Consider the following 16344-nt stretch of genomic DNA (forward strand, 5'->3'; position numbering starts at 1 on the left):
CGTACGCCCGGGCACCGACAATACGGCTACTGCTGCGCGAAGCCCCAGTCCAACAGCGATCGGCCCTGGTCCCACAATGGATCGTCGCTGTACATCATCACCGCGATCAACCGCCGGCCGCTTCGCTGCGCCAGTGCGACGTAGGTTTCCTTGGCCAGGTTGGTGAAGCCGGTCTTACCGCCGATGAAACCGGGGTAGCTCGCCAGCAGGCGGTCGTGGCTCGCGATCTGCTTCACGCCACCCTTGCCGTCCGGGAAGGCAGCGGTGCTCTGGTGGATGATCTGGGCGAACAGCGGATAGTTCAGCGCGGCCCGGTAGATGACTGCCAGATCGTGCGGTGTCGTCACCGTCTCCCATCCGGGCCCGTCCAGCCCCGACGGCGAGCTGGCCTTGGTACTGCGGGCGCCCAGTTGGTAGGCCTTGACATTCATCCGCTGGATCGCGACCCGGTAGCCGCCGACCATATCGGCCAGTGCGTTGGCGGCATCGTTGCCCGAGACCATGAGCAGGGCGTCGAGCAATTGCCGTGCGGTGTAGACCGCTCCTGGTGCCAGGCCGACGCAGGAACACTCGACGTCGTTGTCGGCAGCTGTCGCACGCATCGCGGCTCCCGGGTTGACCAGATCCATCACGACCATCGCCAGCAGCGGTTTGATGGTGCTCGCGGGCGCGTAGGTGCCGTAAGGATCACGGGCGCCGTAGATGCGCCCGCTGTCGAGATCGGCCACCAGCGATGCTCGCGCCGGCCCGTCCGGGGGAGCGACGAAGGCCGCCCCGGGCAGCGGTTCGGAGACTCCGGGTGGTGCCGAGGCCAGGGCGGTCATCGAGGCTGTTGCGACCGCCAGAACCGCGCGCTGCCACCGGCCGAGGAAGACACGCATGTGTGCCGAGATTAGGTGGGCAAGGACGCAGTATGGGTTCGGCAACGTCTCCGATTGGTCGCGGAGAGCGAATTGCGGGGTCAGAACCCGTTTTGCCCCCGCCTTTGCAGGCAATACGCAGTATTGTTTTCCCTGGTTACCACCAGGGAGACTCAGGCTTGATCAGCTAGGAGAGATCGTGAAGATCGCGAAATTGGCCGGCGTCGTTGCCGCGACGGCTGTCACGTTCGGCTTCGGTGTCGTCAATGCGGCGACGGCGTCGGCGACCGACAGCATCAGGGTGTTCGGCGAGCAGGAGACACTGAACGGGCCCAATGGTCTGCCCTACATCGGCTACGCGGTGGGCAAGCTGAAGCCCAGTTCGGATCCGGTGCCGCACAGCGGCAAGCTGTATGCGGCCAAACTCGTGGTCGACGGGTTCGGTGGCAGCTTCCCGCCGTTCATCGAGCGGTTCGGCGCCCGTGCCCAGTCGGGCGACTTCTACCCGTCGATCTGGGGTGCCTCGAACAACGGGAAGCTCTACTTCGATGTCGTCGGTGACATCCCGAACAGCGTCGTGTTCAACGACGGCACTCGCGACCTGCTGGCCTGGGTCCCGGGTAGCCCCGGTAGCACCGCGGCGCCCGTGATCGTGCCGGACGAAGACGACTCGTCGGTGGTGGCGCCGGACGCGCAGGCGCCGGCAACGGGTGCGGTACCGACCGAAGGCGACTCATCCATCGTCGCCACCCCGAATGACATTGCTGCCCCGCCGTTCCAGCTCACCGAGGGTGACGTCGCCACGCCCGGCTTCAACGGCGGGGGCGAGGGTCCGGGGAGCGGCGGCCACCGCTAACGACAGCGTCTAACTACAGCGTCGCGACGCTGCTCGACCGGTTCTGGGCGAAGCCCCAGTCGAGCAGCATCGCGGCCTGGTCCCAGTAGGTGGGGCCGCCTTCGTGGATGAGCCCGTACATCATGGCGATCACCAACCGGCGCCCGTCACGGTCGGCGGCTCCGACGAATGTCTTGCGGGCGGCATCGGTGAAGCCGGTCTTACCGCCGATCGCGCCGGGATAACGCACCAGCAGCTCATCCTGATTGACCAGCGGCTTGTCGCCGTTGTCCGTCGGAAACATCGCCACCGGCTGCGCGGTGATCTGGGCGAACACCGGATTGGCCATCGCGGCGCGGAAGATGGCCGCCAGGTCATGCGGAGTGGTCCATCCCGGACCGCCCGCGCCGTCCAGCCCCGATGGCGAGGCGGCGTGGGTGTTGGCCGCACCGATCGAGGCGGCCTTGGCATTCATCTTGTCCACGGCGGCCTGGTAGCCGCCGAGCATCTCGGCCAGGGTGTTCGCCGCGTCGTTGCCTGACACCAGCAGAACCGCGTCGAGCAGTTGCCGTGCGGTGTAGGTGCGGCCCGGCTTCACGCCCGCGCAGTTGCACTCCACCCGGGTGTCGGCGTCGGTGGCGGTCACCGTCGCGTTCAGGTCGACCTCGTCCAGAGCGGTCAGTGCCAGCAGGGTCTTGATGGTGCTCGCGGGCGGATGCGCCGCGTACATATCGCGACCGGCGAGCACCTGTCCGGTGTCCATATCGGCGATGATCCACGCCGGTGCCGGGCCGTCGGGGATCGGAATCGAGCCGGGCGGCTGGTCGGTGTCCGCGGTGGCGGTTCCTGCGGTCGCGGTGAGCAGTATCAGCGCCGTGGTCGCGCTCGCCAGGAGTCTGCGCATGGTGACCGAGCCTAACCCCAGACCCTGATGGGCTCAGATCTCAGCAGAGTCCCGCGCTGTGGATCTCCCGGCGGCGGGTCTGGTGTTCAATCGGAAGATGCTGAGCCTGGCGGAAATCTCGGACCGGTTGGAGATTCAGCAACTGCTGATCGACTATTCCACCGCGATCGACAATCAACGGTTCGACGACCTCGACCGGGTGTTCACCCCGGACGCTCAGATCGACTACACCGAGATGGGCGGTATCGCCGGCCCGTTTCCCGAGGTGAAGGCGTGGCTGGCCGAGGTGATGCCGAACTTCCCGGCGTACTACCACATGCTGGGCAACGTCGACATCCGTCTCAACGGTGACACCGCGGCCTCCCGGTCCATCTGCTTCAACCCGATGAAGCTCGGCGACGACGGGCAGATCATGTTCTGCGGGCTCTGGTACGACGACGAATTCGTGCGTACCGCCGACGGTTGGCGGATGAGCCGCCGGTCCGAGACCAAATGCATCCAGAAGTTCTTCTGAGCGCCGGCACCGACGTCGCGGCCGTCGCCGACGTCCTCGACCGGATCGGGCTCGACGCGATCGTCGATGTCCACACCCACTTCATGCCCAAACGGGTGATGGACAAGGTGTGGGCCTACTTCGACGGAGTTGGACCACTGGTCGGGCGGCCCTGGCCCATCGAGTACCGACTCGACGAAGCCGAGCGGGTGCAGCGGCTACGCGAGTTCGGCGTCAGCGCCTTCACCTCACTGGTCTACCCGCACAAGCCGGACATGGCCGAGTGGCTCAACTCCTGGGCCACCCGGTTCGCCGCCCAGGTGCCCGAATGCCTGCACACCGCGACTTTCTATCCCGAGCCGTCGGCACCGTCCTACGTCGGCCGGGCGATCGAGGCCGGTGCCCGGGTGTTCAAATCCCACATTCAAGTGGGTGACTACCCGCCGACGGATCCGCTGCTGGAACCGGTCTGGGCGCTGCTGGAGGAGAAGCAGATCCCGACGGTCATCCACGCCGGATCCGGACCCGCACCGGGCCGGCACACCGGCCCGCAACCCGTGGCCGAGATCCTGCGCAGGCATCCGCAGCTGCGGCTGATCATCGCCCACCTAGGGCTGCCCGAATATCGGGAGTTCATCGACCTCGCTCAGCGCTATCCCGGTGTCTACCTCGACACCACCATGGTGTTCACCGACTTCACCGAGCAGCGCGATCCCTTTCCGCCCGATCTGCGGCCGGCCCTGGGGGAGTTGTCCGACAAGGTGTTGTTCGGCAGCGACTTCCCGAACATCCCGTATCCCTATCAGCATGCGCTGGAGTCGATCGTCGCCCTGGGCCTCGGCGACCAGTGGTGCCGCAAGGTGTTCGGTGACAACGCCCGCGCGCTGTTTGGGCCGATCAGCGCCCTTTCCGGCGATTAACACCTGCCCTGCGGGATCTGGCACAATGGGCGGCTGTCCGCGCGCGGCTTCTTCGGATGCGCCGCACCGCGGTCACACACGTGAGGCAAAACCGGATCGGGCATCCCGCCCGTATCGCCGAATTGCAGCGTGGCAACGCAACAGGAGTAGTCGTTCATGGCTGTCAAGATCAAGCTCACCCGGCTTGGCAAGATCCGCAATCCCCAGTACCGCATCGCCGTCGCCGACGCGCGCACCCGCCGCGACGGACGCTCGATCGAGGTCATCGGCCGGTACCACCCGAAGGAAGAGCCGAGCCTCATCGAGATCGACTCCGAGCGCGCACAGTACTGGCTGGGCGTGGGCGCACAGCCGACCGAGCCGGTGCTGCAGCTGCTGAAGATCACCGGTGACTGGCAGAAGTTCAAGGGCCTGCCCGGTGCCGAAGGCACGCTGAAGGTCAAGGAGCCCAAGCCGAGCAAGCTGGATCTGTTCAACGCTGCGCTCGCTGCGGCCGACGGCGCACCGAGCGGCGAGGCCACCCAGCTCAAGAAGAAGAAGGCGCCGGCCAAGAAGGACGAGGCCGAGGCCACCGAGGCCACTGAGCCCGCTGCCGAGGCCACCGAGCCCGCTGCCGAGGCCACTGAGGCCGCCGCAGAATGAGTTCGGTCGTCGTCGACGCCGTGGAGCATCTGGTCCGCGGGATCGTCGACAATCCCGACGACGTTCGTGTCGACATGGTGACCAGCCGTCGCGGCCGGACAGTCGAGGTGCACGTCCACCCCGAGGATCTCGGCAAGGTGATCGGCCGGGGCGGTCGTACCGCCACCGCGCTGCGGACCCTGGTTGCCGGAATCGGTGGCCGCGGTATCCGCGTCGACGTGGTGGACACTGACCAGTAGCCGCGTGCAGGAGCGACGCGACCGGGGATTGGGCTGAGCATGGAGCTGGTCGTCGGGCGTGTGGTCAAGGCCCACGGCATCACCGGTGAGCTGGTGGTCGAGGTGCGGACGGACGATCCCGACGAGCGCTTTGCGCCCGGTAACCGCTTGCGGCTCAAGCCTGCTCGTGGTGACGGTGCACGCGATGTCGTGATCGAAGCCGCCCGCCCGCATGGCGGGCGGCTTCTGGTCCGGCTGCCCGGAGTCGCCGATCGCACGGCCGCCGATGCGTTGCGGGGCCAGCTGTTCGTGGTCCAGGCGACCGAGTTGCCGCCCATCGACGATCCCGACGAGTTCTACGATCACCAGCTCGAGGGGTTGGCCGTGCGCACCGTCGGCGGAACGTCGGTCGGAACGGTGGCCGAGGTCTTGCACACGGCCGCAGGCGAACTGCTTTCAGTGCGTACCGAGGATGGTGCCGAGGTGCTCATCCCGTTCGTCACCGCCATCGTCCCCAGGGTGTCCCTGGCCGAGGGCATCGTCGAGATCGATCCCCCCGAAGGGCTGCTGAATCTGGACGACGCGGGCTGAGATGCGTATCGACGTCGTCACCATCTTTCCGGGCTATCTTGATCCGGTCCGGGAATCCCTGCCCGGCAAGGCGATCGAGTCGGGCATCGTCGATTTCGCCGTTCACGATCTGCGGCGCTGGACCCATGACGTGCACCACTCCGTCGACGACTCACCCTATGGCGGTGGGCCCGGCATGGTGATGAAGGCGCCGGTGTGGGGCGAGGCCCTCGACGAGATCTGCACTGAATCAACGCTTTTGGTGGTCCCCACTCCGGCTGGACGGCTGTTTGATCAGGCTGCTGCCCGGCGCTGGACCAAAGAGCAGCACCTGGTCTTCGCCTGCGGCCGCTACGAGGGAATCGACCAGCGGGTGGCCCAGGACGCGGCGACCAGGATGCGGGTCGAAGAGGTTTCGATCGGCGACTACGTGCTTGCCGGCGGCGAGGTCGCGACCCTGGTGATGATCGAAGCGGTGGTCCGGCTGCTGCCCAATGTGATGGGCAATCCTGCGTCGCACCAAGATGATTCGCATTCCCCCGAGAACGCCGGTCTACTCGAGGGGCCCAGTTATACCCGGCCGCCGACGTGGCGCGGGTTGCCGGTGCCCGAGGTGCTGCTGTCTGGTGACCACGCGAAGATCAGGGCGTGGCGCCATGAGCAGGCGCTACAACGGACCCGGGATCGTCGTCCGGATCTGTTGGGGGAGTAGGTCAGATCCGCCCGTCCGGGAACATCGTCTTGATCGCCTGGGTCAGCGTGTTGCGGGCAGTCGCGTCGTCGACGGGCTGCAGTGCGGCCATCGCGATGACGAAACGCCGGTCGGTTCCGATCACGCCGGTGGACATGTGCAGCCAGTCGTTGCCGTTCCAGCCGGGCATCCAACCCTGTTTGACCGCAACGGGTTCGGCGAACAAGCCGTCGGGAATGCCGAACCGCTGCGGATAACCGTCCAGGCCGTTGGGTGTCGAGGCCGACAGATCGGACAGGATGATCGCGGTCTGTTCGGGCGGTAGGCCGCCGGCGCCGTCGAGCAGCATGCTGTAGTAGCGGACGATGTCGGCGGTGGTGCTCATGGTGGTCCACCAGTGCCCGTCATAGGGCAGCGTGGTGCCGCTCAGCCCGTATCGGGCCTTGACCCGGCTGACCACTGCGTTGCCGCCGCTCTCGCTCCAGAACACCTCGGCTGCGTTGTCGTCCGACGAGCGCAGCATCACGTCGAACTGCTGGCGTTCCTCGGGGCTGAGGTCACGCTGGCCCTTGGCCACCTGCAGCAGCAAGTCGTCGGCGATGAACAGCTTGCTCACCGAGGCGATGGGGAAGGCACCCATATCGCCGCCCGAGACGGTCTGACCGGTCTTGCGGTCCAGGACGGTGAAGCTGATGTCGGCGCCGTTGTTGGCGGCATCGGCGACGGCCTGCTTAACCCGCACGTCCAGGCCGGTGATCGTGCTCGGCGGGGCCTGCGGGGCAGGTGCCAGCACCGGGGCGTCGGGTATGGCGTTCGGGTCAGCGCTGAGCAGGGTGACCCGCTGCGGCGCACTATCAGTGGTGCCGGCGTTGACCTGGGGCGAGGAAGAGGAGGCGACCAGAACACCGACCAGTGTCGCTGCGGTGCTGGTGACCAGCACCGACGGGCGCCGTCGCATGGCCTCTCCTCGCAGGGAATCAGTGATCGGGCAGACTGTGGGCTTGCCGCGCCGCCGCCCGCGCGTTCAGATTAACCGTACCTTTTGTACACCGCAGTGTTAGCTCGCCGGTACATCCGCGTGACCTCGGCGGGTCGCTGGTAGATCGGGCGATTTCACTGCTCGCGGCCCATCTGGCACAATTGAGCAGTTGCCCGCGCGGGCCGGACGTTCTTCCGCCTGCTGCGACACACCACGTGCCCGAATCCATCGGCTCGACGGCTGCCTGCGCTCGTGCAGGTTGTCGGCCGCAGCCGCGAAACGCAAGGAAGTGTCACCGATGAACACGCTGGACTTCGTCGATCAGGCGTCGCTGCGCGACGACATCCCGACCTTCAGCCCCGGCGACACCGTGAATGTTCACGTGAAGGTCATCGAAGGCAACAAGTCGCGCATCCAGGTCTTCAAGGGCGTCGTTATCCGCCGTTCCGGCGGCGGCATCCGGGAGACCTTCACCGTGCGCAAGGAGAGCTACGGCGTCGGTGTCGAGCGCACGTTCCCGGTGCACTCGCCCAACATCGACCACATCGAGGTCCTGACCCGCGGTGACGTCCGTCGCGCCAAGCTGTACTACCTGCGCGAGCTGCGTGGCAAGAAGGCCAAGATCAAGGAAAAGCGCTGAGCTTCCCAGCTCCGGGCTTTCCGCATGACGCAGAGCAGCCGGTTCGGCTGGCTACGCTGATCACGTGACCGACACAGCAGACTCGGCCGACTCCTCGTCGGAGCAGTCCACCCAGACGGACCCGCACGAGGATCCTGAGCAGGGCGGCAAGAAGCGCTCAGCCCTGCGTGAGGGCGTCATCCTGGTCGCTATCGCGTTGGTTCTCTACTACGTGATGCTCACCTTCGTGGCGCGTCCGTACCTGATTCCGTCGGAATCCATGGAGCCGACCTTGCACGGCTGCAATGGCTGCACGGGGGACCGGATCATGGTGGACAAGGTCACCTACCGGTTCACCGAGCCCTCGCCGGGTGATGTCATCGTGTTCAAGGGCCCGCCGAACTGGAATGTCGGCTACAAGTCGATCCGCTCGGACAACCCCGCGATCCGCACGGTGCAGGATGCGCTCTCCTTCATCGGCTTCGTCCCTCCCGATGAGAACGATCTGGTCAAACGCGTCATCGCCGTCGGTGGGCAGACGGTGCAGTGCCGGGCCGACACTGGCCTGACGGTGGATGGCAAGCCGCTCAAGGAGCCTTACCTCAACGCGCAGACCATGATGGCCGACCCGTTGGTCTACCCCTGCCTGGGCAACGAATTCGGCCCGGTCAAGGTCCCCGACGGCCGGTTGTGGGTGATGGGTGACAACCGCACCCATTCGGCCGACTCCCGCGCCCACTGCACCAGCACGCCCGCCGACGCCCAGAAGGGCATCCTGTGCACGGGTGACCCGATGGCCGGCACGGTCCCGGTGAGCAATGTCATCGGCAAGGCGCGCTTCATCGCGTGGCCGCCGTCCCGGTGGGGTGGTGTGTCCTCGTTCGACCCGCAGCAGGGCTGATCGGTGGCCGCGATGACGTGGCCGCCCCGCACGGTCATCCGCAAGTCGTCGGGACTGCGCACGCTGGAATCCGCGCTGTATCGCAGCGGCCTTGGACCGGTGGCCGGTGTCGACGAGGTGGGTCGTGGTGCCTGTGCCGGGCCACTGGTGGTCGCAGCCTGTGTGCTCGGGCCGAATCGGCTGGAGAGCCTGGCCGCCCTCGACGATTCCAAGAAGCTCACCGAGAAGGCCCGCGAGGAGCTGTTCCCGGTGATCAAGCGCTATGCGTTGGCCTACCACATCGTGTTCATCCCGGCTGCCGAGGTCGATCGCCGTGGTGTGCACGTGGCCAATATCGAAGGTATGCGCCGGGCGGTCGCTGGACTGCCGCTGCGGCCGGGTTATGTCCTGTCGGACGGGTTCCGGGTGCCCGGCCTGCCGATGCCGTCGTTGCCGGTGGTCAGTGGTGACGCGGCGGCGGCCTGTATCGCGGCGGCCAGCGTGCTGGCCAAAGTCAGCAGGGATCGGCTGATGGTGGCGATGGAAACCGACCATCCGGGCTATGGTTTCGCCGAGCACAAGGGGTACAGCACAGCGGCGCACAGCGCGGCCCTTGCCGCGTTGGGACCATGTCGTGAGCACCGGTACTCCTTCATCAACGTCCGGCGGGTCGCGGGCGGCGGTACCGATGTGGTGGCGCAGTGCGCACCGGCGCAGCGCGCCGAACAAGGGTGAGACAAGATGGACTCCGACGACGAGCAGACAAGAGGACCGCTGAGCCGATGAGCGCCGAAGATCTCGAGAAGTACGAAACCGAGATGGAACTCTCGTTGTACCGCGAATACAAGGACATCGTGGGGCAGTTCAGCTACGTGGTAGAAACGGAGCGACGTTTCTATCTAGCAAACAGCGTGGAGATGGTCCCGCGGAACGCTGACGGCGAGGTCTACTTCGAATTGCGGCTCACCGACGCCTGGGTGTGGGACATGTACCGACCGGCCCGATTCGTGAAACAAGTGCGTGTTATCACTTTCAAAGATGTGAACATCGAGGAAGTGGAGAAGCCGGAGCTCCGTCTTCCCGAGTGACCTCATCCCTCGAGTGACTTTGTGCCCCTCTTTCTTTGCGTGTGGCCCTAAACCCCAGCAACTGTTTTCGGGCTGAGCTAATGTCGGCCTGAGCTACACCGCGGGGGTGCGCTGGGGCTTTGGTCGGGGGGACCATGAAGCACGCTAGCTATGTCGGCAGGGTCGGGGCACTGGCGGTCGCGTTGGGTGTCGGCGGCGCCATGGCCGGGGGTATCGCGATCGCGGAGGCCAGTCCGTCGTCGGACGGCTCGTCAGCGAGCGCCGGGACCTCCGGTAGCGCAACAGCCCATGGCAAACCTGCTCCGCGGTCTGCCGCGGCCCGCGGCCAGTCGAGCGCGGGCCCACGCCGACCGGTCGCGGTTCAGATTCCCGTCCCCACCGCGGCCACGTCAGTGCCCCGCCCATCGGCAGCCGTCGGCCGCAGCCGCGTCCTCGACATCCCGGCAGGCCCGGCTCCGGCGGCTGCGACCGTCTCTGGACCGGCCGCGGCGTCCAACGCCGCCACGTCCGCACAAACCACGACTACCGACTCCGGTATCATGGGCTGGTTCCGGCGTGCGTTCTTCAATTCCACGCCGGTCCTGACACCGCAGGCGGTACCGGTGACCTTGGCCGCGGGGCAGACCAGTCAGCCGTTCACCCTCGCGGGTACCGACGCGGACGGCGACACTCTGAGCTACTCGGTGGCCAATGCGGGGACGGGCATCTCGGGGGGCACCCTGGTGACCTCGGGCGGTACCGCGACCTACACCCCGCCGTCGTCGTGGGACGGGCTGACGTCCTACGAGGACACGTTCACCGTGACCGCGTCGGACGCCGGCAACGGCTTCCAGATCCATGGGTTGTCCGGTCTGCTGAGCATGCTGACCTTCGGCTTGCTCGGCAGTTCCGGCCAGACGGCCACCAGCACTGTCACCGTTCACGTCACGCCTGTCACCTCCGCCAACGGCAATCCCGTCCCGTCCGACGTGGTCGGTCTGCCCGGCGAGCCGTTCAGCACGTCGGTGACCGGGTCGGGTGGGGTGATCTACCAGACCAGCGTCAGCGGCACTGCCGCCACCGGCTACCGGACCTATGTGACGATCGTCCGGCCGAACGGCACATCGACGACGGTCAGTCAGGCCGGCCAGGCCTACACCGGCGTGGTCGTCGCCGCCAATGGCACTGCCTACCAGATCAGTTCGTCAGGTGGTCCAGGCAGCATCGACTACAGCGCCGACACCACGGTGCTGCGGGCCGTGCGACCGGACGGCACCGTCGTCGACTACACCCAGCCCGGCGTCATCGGCAGCGGCAGCACTGTGGTGATCGGCCCGGACGGCAGCATCTACGCCACCAGTACCGCCGGCAGCGCCAACCCCGGCTACACGACCGTGGTGCGTACCGTTCGCGCCGACGGCACCACGACCACCCACACCCAGCAGGGCGAGGCAGCCGGTCCCATCGTGGTGGGTGCCGACGGCACCGCTTACCAGACCAGCTTCGTCTACGGCACGAACATGCAGAAGTCGACGGTGGTGGACGTGCTGCTGCCCGGCGGCTCGACTCGCGAGTACACCATGGCCGGTCTGCCGGACGGGCCCGTCGTCGTCAGATCCGGCGGGATCGCTTACCAGACAGCATCTTTGTGGAATGAGAGCGCGGGAAGCTTCACCACCACGATCACCGCCATCCGGCCGGACGGAACATCCAGTGTGCGGACAGGCGTCTTCGGGGTGCGACCCACGACCGTCATCGCCGGCGACGGCACCGCCTACCAGACCACGGCCAGCAACGGGACGACGGTGACGGTGGTAGCGCCCGGCGGCACCCGGGTGAGCAAGTCCTGGACCGGAGCTCCCGTGGGTGGAGTCGTGATCGGCAACGACGGCTACGCCTACCAGGCCTCGGTTTCCAACGGGAAGACCACGGTGACGGTGGTACGCCCGGATGGCAACGTTGCGCTGAGTCGCGTGCAAAATGGTTCGCCGGTAACAGGTCTCGTCTTGGGTGGCGACGGAAGCGTTTATGCAGCCAGCTACGACTCGGTGGCCGGTACCACCCTGGTCAACCAGTTCAGGCCCGACGGCAGCGTGCTGAGTCGCAGCCAGTCCGGCCAGCCGGTGGGTGGCCTGGTGGTGCTTGCCGACGGGCGGGTGTATCAGACCACCGTCACAGGCAACGCGCAGAGCGGATACACCACGTTGACCCGTGCCTGGGGGGCCGACGGCACGGTGACCGACCGCACGCAGTCCGGCCAGGCGGTCGGTGGGGTGGTCGTCGCTGCCGACGGCACGATCTATCAGACGAGCTCGGGGGTCAACAGCAGCGGTGTCGCCACCGCTGTGGTCACGGTGGTGGCGACCGACGGCACGACGGTGCGGCACACCATGGCGGGCCTGCCGTCCGGTGCGGTGACGATCGGTACCGACGGGACGGCCTACGTGACGACCTCCACGGGAGTGTGGCGGGTCGACACCCAGCCAGCGAGCACTGAAACCGTCACGGACAGAGGGCCATTGGCCGTGCCGGCCGGAGCGGTCGACGCCACTGCCGCCCTGCAGGCGATCCTGGACGCGGCCGCACCCGGTAGCACCCTCCGGCTGCAGCGGGGCCGCACCTACAACGTTGCGGGGATCCTGTATCTGCGCAACGCGTCGGTGACCGTCGACGGCAACGGTGCGACCATCAACTCGACCAACGATGCGACCTCGTCGGTCCAGATCACGGCCAATGGTGTCACTTTGCAAAACGTCAACCTGACGGCGGCCACCGAAGGTTTGCGCTACGGCACCCTCGAACAGCAGAAGCTGGTCGTCAGTGGCGATCACGACACCGTCCGCAACGTCAGTGTGACCGGCTCGGCCGCTGCGGGGATATTCGCTTACGGTGCAGGCAATTTCACCCTTGATCACGATACGGTGCGCTACACCCGGGCCGACGGGATCCATATGACCGGCGGTAGCCACGACGGTACCGTCATCAATCCGTCGACCGCATGGACCGAGGACGACGGTGTCGCGGTGGTGTCCTACACGGGCGAGCCCATCTCGCAGAACATCGTGATCACCAATCCCGTGATCAAGGGATCCGACGGTCGTGGCATCGCCGTGGTAGGTGGTAACAACGTCACCTTCTCCAACATCTATGTGTGGCGCAGTCGGGCGGCCGCGGTGTACGTCGCTGCCGAGGGAGCGCCGTGGTACTCCCAGTCGGTGTCGAACGTGACGATCAAGGGCGGCTCGCTGGTGGAGACCGCTACGAGCACCGACGTCGTCCAGGGCGCGATCCTGGTGTATTCGGGCAGTACGTCCGCCACGGTCAGCACGGTCACGATCTCCGACCTGACGGTCACCGGGACCCCGCAGTACGCCGGGCGTTCCACCGGCATCATCCAGGACTCGGGAGCCGGGCGGATCTCCGGCGTGGTGCTCAAGAACATCGCGCTGGCCGACACGGCGCTGCCGGTGTTCGCCACCAACGCGCCGTCGAGCAGCTACACCGCGACCGGGTTCACCCTCAACGGTCAGCCGGTCACCGTGCCCTGAGCCTGTGGACGAACCGGCGTCTGTGGATAACTCGCCCGTTCGGCCAGTTCGTCGCTGCGACGCGGTGCCGGCCTGTCGGGTGATTGGCAGATGCTCCAGTCATGACAACGTTGACGCGTGGCCAGTTGGGCGCACTGGGCGAAGAGCGCGCGGTCGAGCATCTGAGGGCGCGCGGGCTGCGCATCCTGGCCCGCAACTGGCGTTGCCGATACGGCGAACTCGACGTGATCGCCGCGGACGCTGCGGGCACGGTGGTCTTCGTCGAGGTGAAGACCCGCTCGGGAGACGGGTTCGGTGGCTTGGCCCAGGCCGTGACACCACAGAAGGTGCGCCGGTTGCGGCGGCTCGCCGGGCTCTGGCTGGCCGAGCAGGACCAGCGCTGGGCGGCGGTGCGCATCGATGTGATCGGCGTACGCGTCGGTAGGCAGCGTGAGCCGGAGGTCTTCCACCTCGAGGGGGTCGGCTGATGGCGCTGGGGCGAGCGTATTCGGTAGCCGTGCGCGGGCTGGATGGGGTGATCGTGGAGATCGAAGCCGACATCACCTCGGGTCTGCCCGGTGTGCATCTGGTGGGCCTACCCGATGCCGCGTTGCAGGAGTCTCGCGATCGGGTGCGGGCGGCCATCACCAACTGCGGCAACACCTGGCCGATGTCGCGGTTGACACTGGCGTTGTCGCCGGCCACGTTGCCCAAGACCGGATCGTTGTACGACATCGCGATCGCGGCCGCCGTCCTGTCGGCGAGCGGCCGTAAACCCTGGGATCGGTTGGAGAAGACGGTGTTGATGGGGGAGCTGGCCCTCGACGGCCGGGTCCGTCCGGTGCGTGGGGTGCTACCGGCGGTGCTGTCGGCCAAGCAACAGGGCTGGCAGGCGGTGGTGGTGCCGGTGGCCAATCTCGCCGAGGCCTGTCTGGTCGACGGCATCGAGGTCCTCGGCGTCCGCACGCTGCGCCACCTGCAGGCCTGGCTCGCCGGTTTCGGAACGCTCGAGGCGCGTATCACCGCGCCACGGACACCGCCGGAGCAGATCGTCGATCTGGCTGACGTGGTGGGGCAGAGCCATGCCCGATTCGCCGTGGAGGTGGCGGCCGCCGGAGCCCACCATCTCTCCTTGACCGGGCCGCCCGGTGTGGGGAAAACAATGCTCGCCCAACGCCTTCCGTATCTCCTGCCAGAGCTGAGCGAACCCGAGTCGCTGGAGGTGACTGCCATCCATTCGGTGGCGGGGACGTTGTCGGACGACACCCCGCTGATCACCCGGCCACCGTTCATCGCCCCGCATCACTCGTCCACCGTCGCGGCACTGGTCGGCGGCGGCTCGGGGATGGCGCGTCCCGGTGCCGTCAGCCGAGCCCACCGTGGCGTGCTGTTCCTCGACGAGTGTGCTGAGATCCGGATCAGTGTGCTCGAAGCGCTTCGAACGCCGTTGGAAGACGGTGAGATCCGGTTGGCACGCAGGGACGGGGTGGCCTGTTATCCCGCGCGCTTCCAGCTCGTGATGGCGGCCAATCCGTGCGCGTGCGCACCCGCCGACCCCAATGACTGCCTCTGTTCGCCGGTGCAGAAGCGCCGATACCTCGGCAAGCTGTCCGGCCCGCTGATGGATCGGGTTGACCTGCGGGTCCAGATGCACATGGTGCGGGCCGGTGCCTTCACCTCCGAGGCGGCCGAGAACTCAGAGACGGTCCGGCACCGGGTCGCGCAGGCGCGCGCCGCCGCCGCGGCCCGGTGGCAGCGATACGGGTTCACCACCAACGCCGAGGTCACCGGGTCGGTGTTGCGTCGGCAGTTCCGCCTTTCGACTGGGGCGATGGCACCGCTGAAGACAGCTCTCGAGCGCGGCGTTCTCAGTATCCGCGGGGTGGACCGTTCGCTGCGGGTCGCGTGGACATTGTCCGATCTGGCCGGTCGCACCATGCCCAGCGCCGACGATGTGGCCGTGGCGTTGAGTTTCCGGCAGGGCGAGGTCATCCCGTGAGCGATGAGCAAACCCTTCGTGCCTGGGCGTACTTGTCGCGGGTGGTCGAGCCGCCCTGCGCTGAGCTCGCCGCGCTGGTCGGCACTGTCGGGCCGGTGGAGACCGCCGACCGGATCCGGCGCGGCGCGGTGCATCCCGCGCTCGTCGACCGGACCCTGGCACGACGGGAGAACGACTGTGCCCGTGATGATCTCGATCTTGTACATAAGCGGGGAGGCCGATTGATCACTCCCGACGATGCGGAGTGGCCCAGGTTGTCACTCGTCTCGTTCGGAGGTTGTACTGTCCGCGGCAAACCCCAGGGGCTTCCACCGCTGGCCTTGTGGGCGATCGGTCCCGCGCGCCTGGACGATCTCACGGATCGGGCAGCCGCACTGGTGGGTACCCGGGCGGCGTCCGGCTACGGCGAGCATGTGGCCGCCGATCTGGCCGCCGGGTTGGCCGAGCGCGAGGTCGCCGTGGTGTCCGGCGGGGCCTACGGCATCGACGGGGTGGCACATCGCGCTGCGTTGTCAGCGGAGGGGACGACGGTGGCCGTACTCGCCGGGGGCATCGATATCCTCTATCCCGCAGGGCATTCGGGATTGCTGCACCGCATCGGTAAGAGCGGACTGCTGCTCAGCGAGTACCCACCCGGGGTGCGCCCGGCCCGTCATCGCTTCCTGACCCGCAACCGTTTGGTGGCCGCGCTGTCCTCGGCCACGGTCGTCGTCGAGGCCGGGGTGCGCAGTGGGGCAGCCAATACTGCGGCGTGGGCGCGCGCGTTGGGCCGGGTGGTGGGCGCGGTGCCCGGCCCGGTGACCTCGGCGGCGTCGACCGGCTGCCACCTTCTGTTGCGCACCGGTGCCGAGGTGATCACCCGGGCCGAAGACGTGATCGAACTGGTCGGGCGCTGCGGCGAATTGGCTGCCGAGGAGGCTCGTCCATCCGGCCCGTTGGACGGGCTCACCGATATACAGCGGCAGGTGTACGAGGCACTTCCGGCGCGCGGATTGCGAACTGCCGACGAGATCGCCGTCGCCTCCGGTCTGCCACCCACCGCGGTATTGGGGCCGCTGGCCATGCTCGAGCTCGCCGGTCTCGTTCGCCGTGACGAGGGCTGCTGGCGGCTGGTGCGCTCGGCGGCGGCCAAGCGGTGAC

The 16344-nt window shown here is 67.2% G+C and carries 18 protein-coding genes; 15 read left to right on the forward strand and 3 right to left on the reverse strand.

The genetic code is table 11. The features are described from left to right. Window positions 1–26 precede the first annotated feature (26 nt). Entirely contained in the window at window positions 27–881 is an 855-nt protein-coding gene (locus G6N35_RS02120) for a D-alanyl-D-alanine carboxypeptidase family protein (RefSeq protein WP_246224169.1), read from the reverse strand. Window positions 882–1059: 178 nt separating this feature from the next. Between G6N35_RS02120 and G6N35_RS02125 the strand changes: the two genes are divergently transcribed. Next, entirely contained in the window at window positions 1060–1716 is a 657-nt protein-coding gene (locus tag G6N35_RS02125) for a DUF1942 domain-containing protein (RefSeq protein ID WP_163802746.1), read from the forward strand. 13 nt (window positions 1717–1729) lie between these two features. On the opposite strand, the gene G6N35_RS02130 is transcribed toward G6N35_RS02125, so the two are convergent. Further along, on the reverse strand, window positions 1730–2599 hold the full coding sequence (locus tag G6N35_RS02130; RefSeq protein ID WP_163802747.1) for a D-alanyl-D-alanine carboxypeptidase family protein: 870 nt from the start codon (window positions 2597–2599) through the stop codon (window positions 1730–1732). Between the two features lie 97 nt (window positions 2600–2696). Between G6N35_RS02130 and G6N35_RS02135 the strand changes: the two genes are divergently transcribed. The 6 genes from G6N35_RS02135 to trmD all read left to right on the forward strand — a co-directional run bounded on the left by G6N35_RS02135 (window position 2697) and on the right by trmD (window position 6154). Beyond that, window positions 2697–3113: a nuclear transport factor 2 family protein gene (locus tag G6N35_RS02135; RefSeq protein ID WP_163807418.1), complete on the forward strand. Its 417-nt coding sequence runs from the start codon at window positions 2697–2699 to the stop codon at window positions 3111–3113. Next, a complete protein-coding gene (locus G6N35_RS02140; RefSeq protein WP_163802748.1) occupies window positions 3092–4012 on the forward strand; it encodes an amidohydrolase family protein in 921 nt (306 codons plus the stop codon). The genes G6N35_RS02135 and G6N35_RS02140 overlap by 22 nt, the downstream gene beginning before the upstream one ends. Window positions 4013–4168: 156 nt before the next feature. Beyond that, a complete protein-coding gene (gene rpsP, locus G6N35_RS02145; RefSeq protein WP_163802749.1) occupies window positions 4169–4654 on the forward strand; it encodes a 30S ribosomal protein S16 in 486 nt (161 codons plus the stop codon). Next, complete coding sequence (locus G6N35_RS02150) at window positions 4651–4893, forward strand: RNA-binding protein (protein WP_099040063.1); 243 nt, start codon at window positions 4651–4653, stop codon at window positions 4891–4893. The genes rpsP and G6N35_RS02150 overlap by 4 nt, the downstream gene beginning before the upstream one ends. A 39-nt stretch (window positions 4894–4932) precedes the next feature. Beyond that, window positions 4933–5463 carry a ribosome maturation factor RimM gene (rimM, locus tag G6N35_RS02155; RefSeq protein ID WP_163802750.1) on the forward strand — a complete coding sequence of 177 codons (531 nt, stop codon included), beginning with the start codon at window positions 4933–4935 and terminating at the stop codon, window positions 5461–5463. 1 nt (window position 5464) lies between these two features. Further along, complete coding sequence (gene trmD / locus G6N35_RS02160; protein ID WP_163802751.1) at window positions 5465–6154, forward strand: tRNA (guanosine(37)-N1)-methyltransferase TrmD; 690 nt, start codon at window positions 5465–5467, stop codon at window positions 6152–6154. 1 nt (window position 6155) lies between these two features. Here the strand turns inward: trmD and G6N35_RS02165 are convergent, their stop codons facing one another. After that, window positions 6156–7091 (reverse strand): serine hydrolase, encoded by a 936-nt coding sequence (locus G6N35_RS02165; protein WP_163802752.1) that lies wholly within the window; start codon window positions 7089–7091, stop codon window positions 6156–6158. A 319-nt stretch (window positions 7092–7410) separates the two neighbouring features. Between G6N35_RS02165 and rplS the strand changes: the two genes are divergently transcribed. From rplS to dprA, 8 genes are all read left to right on the forward strand, one after another. After that, on the forward strand, window positions 7411–7752 hold the full coding sequence (gene rplS / locus G6N35_RS02170; protein WP_163802753.1) for a 50S ribosomal protein L19: 342 nt from the start codon (window positions 7411–7413) through the stop codon (window positions 7750–7752). A 64-nt stretch (window positions 7753–7816) separates the two neighbouring features. After that, the gene (gene lepB / locus G6N35_RS02175) at window positions 7817–8632 is read left to right on the forward strand and encodes a signal peptidase I (RefSeq protein WP_163802754.1); all 816 of its coding nucleotides are present in this window, start codon (window positions 7817–7819) and stop codon (window positions 8630–8632) included. A gap of 12 nt (window positions 8633–8644) precedes the next feature. After that, window positions 8645–9346 carry a ribonuclease HII gene (locus G6N35_RS02180; RefSeq protein ID WP_163802755.1) on the forward strand — a complete coding sequence of 234 codons (702 nt, stop codon included), beginning with the start codon at window positions 8645–8647 and terminating at the stop codon, window positions 9344–9346. 47 nt (window positions 9347–9393) lie between these two features. Next, window positions 9394–9699 carry a DUF2469 domain-containing protein gene (locus tag G6N35_RS02185; protein ID WP_059020803.1) on the forward strand — a complete coding sequence of 102 codons (306 nt, stop codon included), beginning with the start codon at window positions 9394–9396 and terminating at the stop codon, window positions 9697–9699. Between the two features lie 134 nt (window positions 9700–9833). Beyond that, complete coding sequence (locus G6N35_RS02190) at window positions 9834–13226, forward strand: beta strand repeat-containing protein (protein WP_163802756.1); 3393 nt, start codon at window positions 9834–9836, stop codon at window positions 13224–13226. Window positions 13227–13327: 101 nt separating this feature from the next. After that, a complete protein-coding gene (locus G6N35_RS02195; protein WP_163802757.1) occupies window positions 13328–13693 on the forward strand; it encodes a YraN family protein in 366 nt (121 codons plus the stop codon). Further along, window positions 13693–15204 carry a YifB family Mg chelatase-like AAA ATPase gene (locus G6N35_RS02200; RefSeq protein WP_163802758.1) on the forward strand — a complete coding sequence of 504 codons (1512 nt, stop codon included), beginning with the start codon at window positions 13693–13695 and terminating at the stop codon, window positions 15202–15204. Before G6N35_RS02195 ends, G6N35_RS02200 begins: the two co-directional genes overlap by 1 nt. After that, entirely contained in the window at window positions 15201–16343 is a 1143-nt protein-coding gene (gene dprA / locus G6N35_RS02205) for a DNA-processing protein DprA (RefSeq protein WP_163802759.1), read from the forward strand. Before G6N35_RS02200 ends, dprA begins: the two co-directional genes overlap by 4 nt. Window position 16344 lies beyond the last annotated feature (1 nt).

Origin of the sequence: Mycolicibacterium anyangense (assembly GCF_010731855.1) — a bacterium.
GTDB lineage: Bacteria > Actinomycetota > Actinomycetes > Mycobacteriales > Mycobacteriaceae > Mycobacterium > Mycobacterium anyangense.

What these genes read in the sequence shown, in the direction of transcription:
- rimM (WP_163802750.1), top strand. Translation starts at nt 4,933, where the DNA reads ATGGAGCTGGTCGTCGGGCGTGTGGTCAAGGCCCACGGCATCACCGGT.
- G6N35_RS02130 (WP_163802747.1), bottom strand. Translation starts at nt 2,599, where the DNA reads ATGCGCAGACTCCTGGCGAGCGCGACCACGGCGCTGATACTGCTCACC.
- G6N35_RS02200 (WP_163802758.1), top strand. Translation starts at nt 13,693, where the DNA reads ATGGCGCTGGGGCGAGCGTATTCGGTAGCCGTGCGCGGGCTGGATGGG.
- trmD (WP_163802751.1), top strand. Translation starts at nt 5,465, where the DNA reads ATGCGTATCGACGTCGTCACCATCTTTCCGGGCTATCTTGATCCGGTC.
- G6N35_RS02180 (WP_163802755.1), top strand. Translation starts at nt 8,645, where the DNA reads ATGACGTGGCCGCCCCGCACGGTCATCCGCAAGTCGTCGGGACTGCGC.
- G6N35_RS02135 (WP_163807418.1), top strand. Translation starts at nt 2,697, where the DNA reads ATGCTGAGCCTGGCGGAAATCTCGGACCGGTTGGAGATTCAGCAACTG.
- G6N35_RS02150 (WP_099040063.1), top strand. Translation starts at nt 4,651, where the DNA reads ATGAGTTCGGTCGTCGTCGACGCCGTGGAGCATCTGGTCCGCGGGATC.
- G6N35_RS02140 (WP_163802748.1), top strand. Translation starts at nt 3,092, where the DNA reads ATGCATCCAGAAGTTCTTCTGAGCGCCGGCACCGACGTCGCGGCCGTC.
- G6N35_RS02185 (WP_059020803.1), top strand. Translation starts at nt 9,394, where the DNA reads ATGAGCGCCGAAGATCTCGAGAAGTACGAAACCGAGATGGAACTCTCG.
- G6N35_RS02120 (WP_246224169.1), bottom strand. Translation starts at nt 881, where the DNA reads ATGCGTGTCTTCCTCGGCCGGTGGCAGCGCGCGGTTCTGGCGGTCGCA.
- G6N35_RS02165 (WP_163802752.1), bottom strand. Translation starts at nt 7,091, where the DNA reads ATGCGACGGCGCCCGTCGGTGCTGGTCACCAGCACCGCAGCGACACTG.
- rplS (WP_163802753.1), top strand. Translation starts at nt 7,411, where the DNA reads ATGAACACGCTGGACTTCGTCGATCAGGCGTCGCTGCGCGACGACATC.
- G6N35_RS02190 (WP_163802756.1), top strand. Translation starts at nt 9,834, where the DNA reads ATGAAGCACGCTAGCTATGTCGGCAGGGTCGGGGCACTGGCGGTCGCG.
- rpsP (WP_163802749.1), top strand. Translation starts at nt 4,169, where the DNA reads ATGGCTGTCAAGATCAAGCTCACCCGGCTTGGCAAGATCCGCAATCCC.
- G6N35_RS02195 (WP_163802757.1), top strand. Translation starts at nt 13,328, where the DNA reads ATGACAACGTTGACGCGTGGCCAGTTGGGCGCACTGGGCGAAGAGCGC.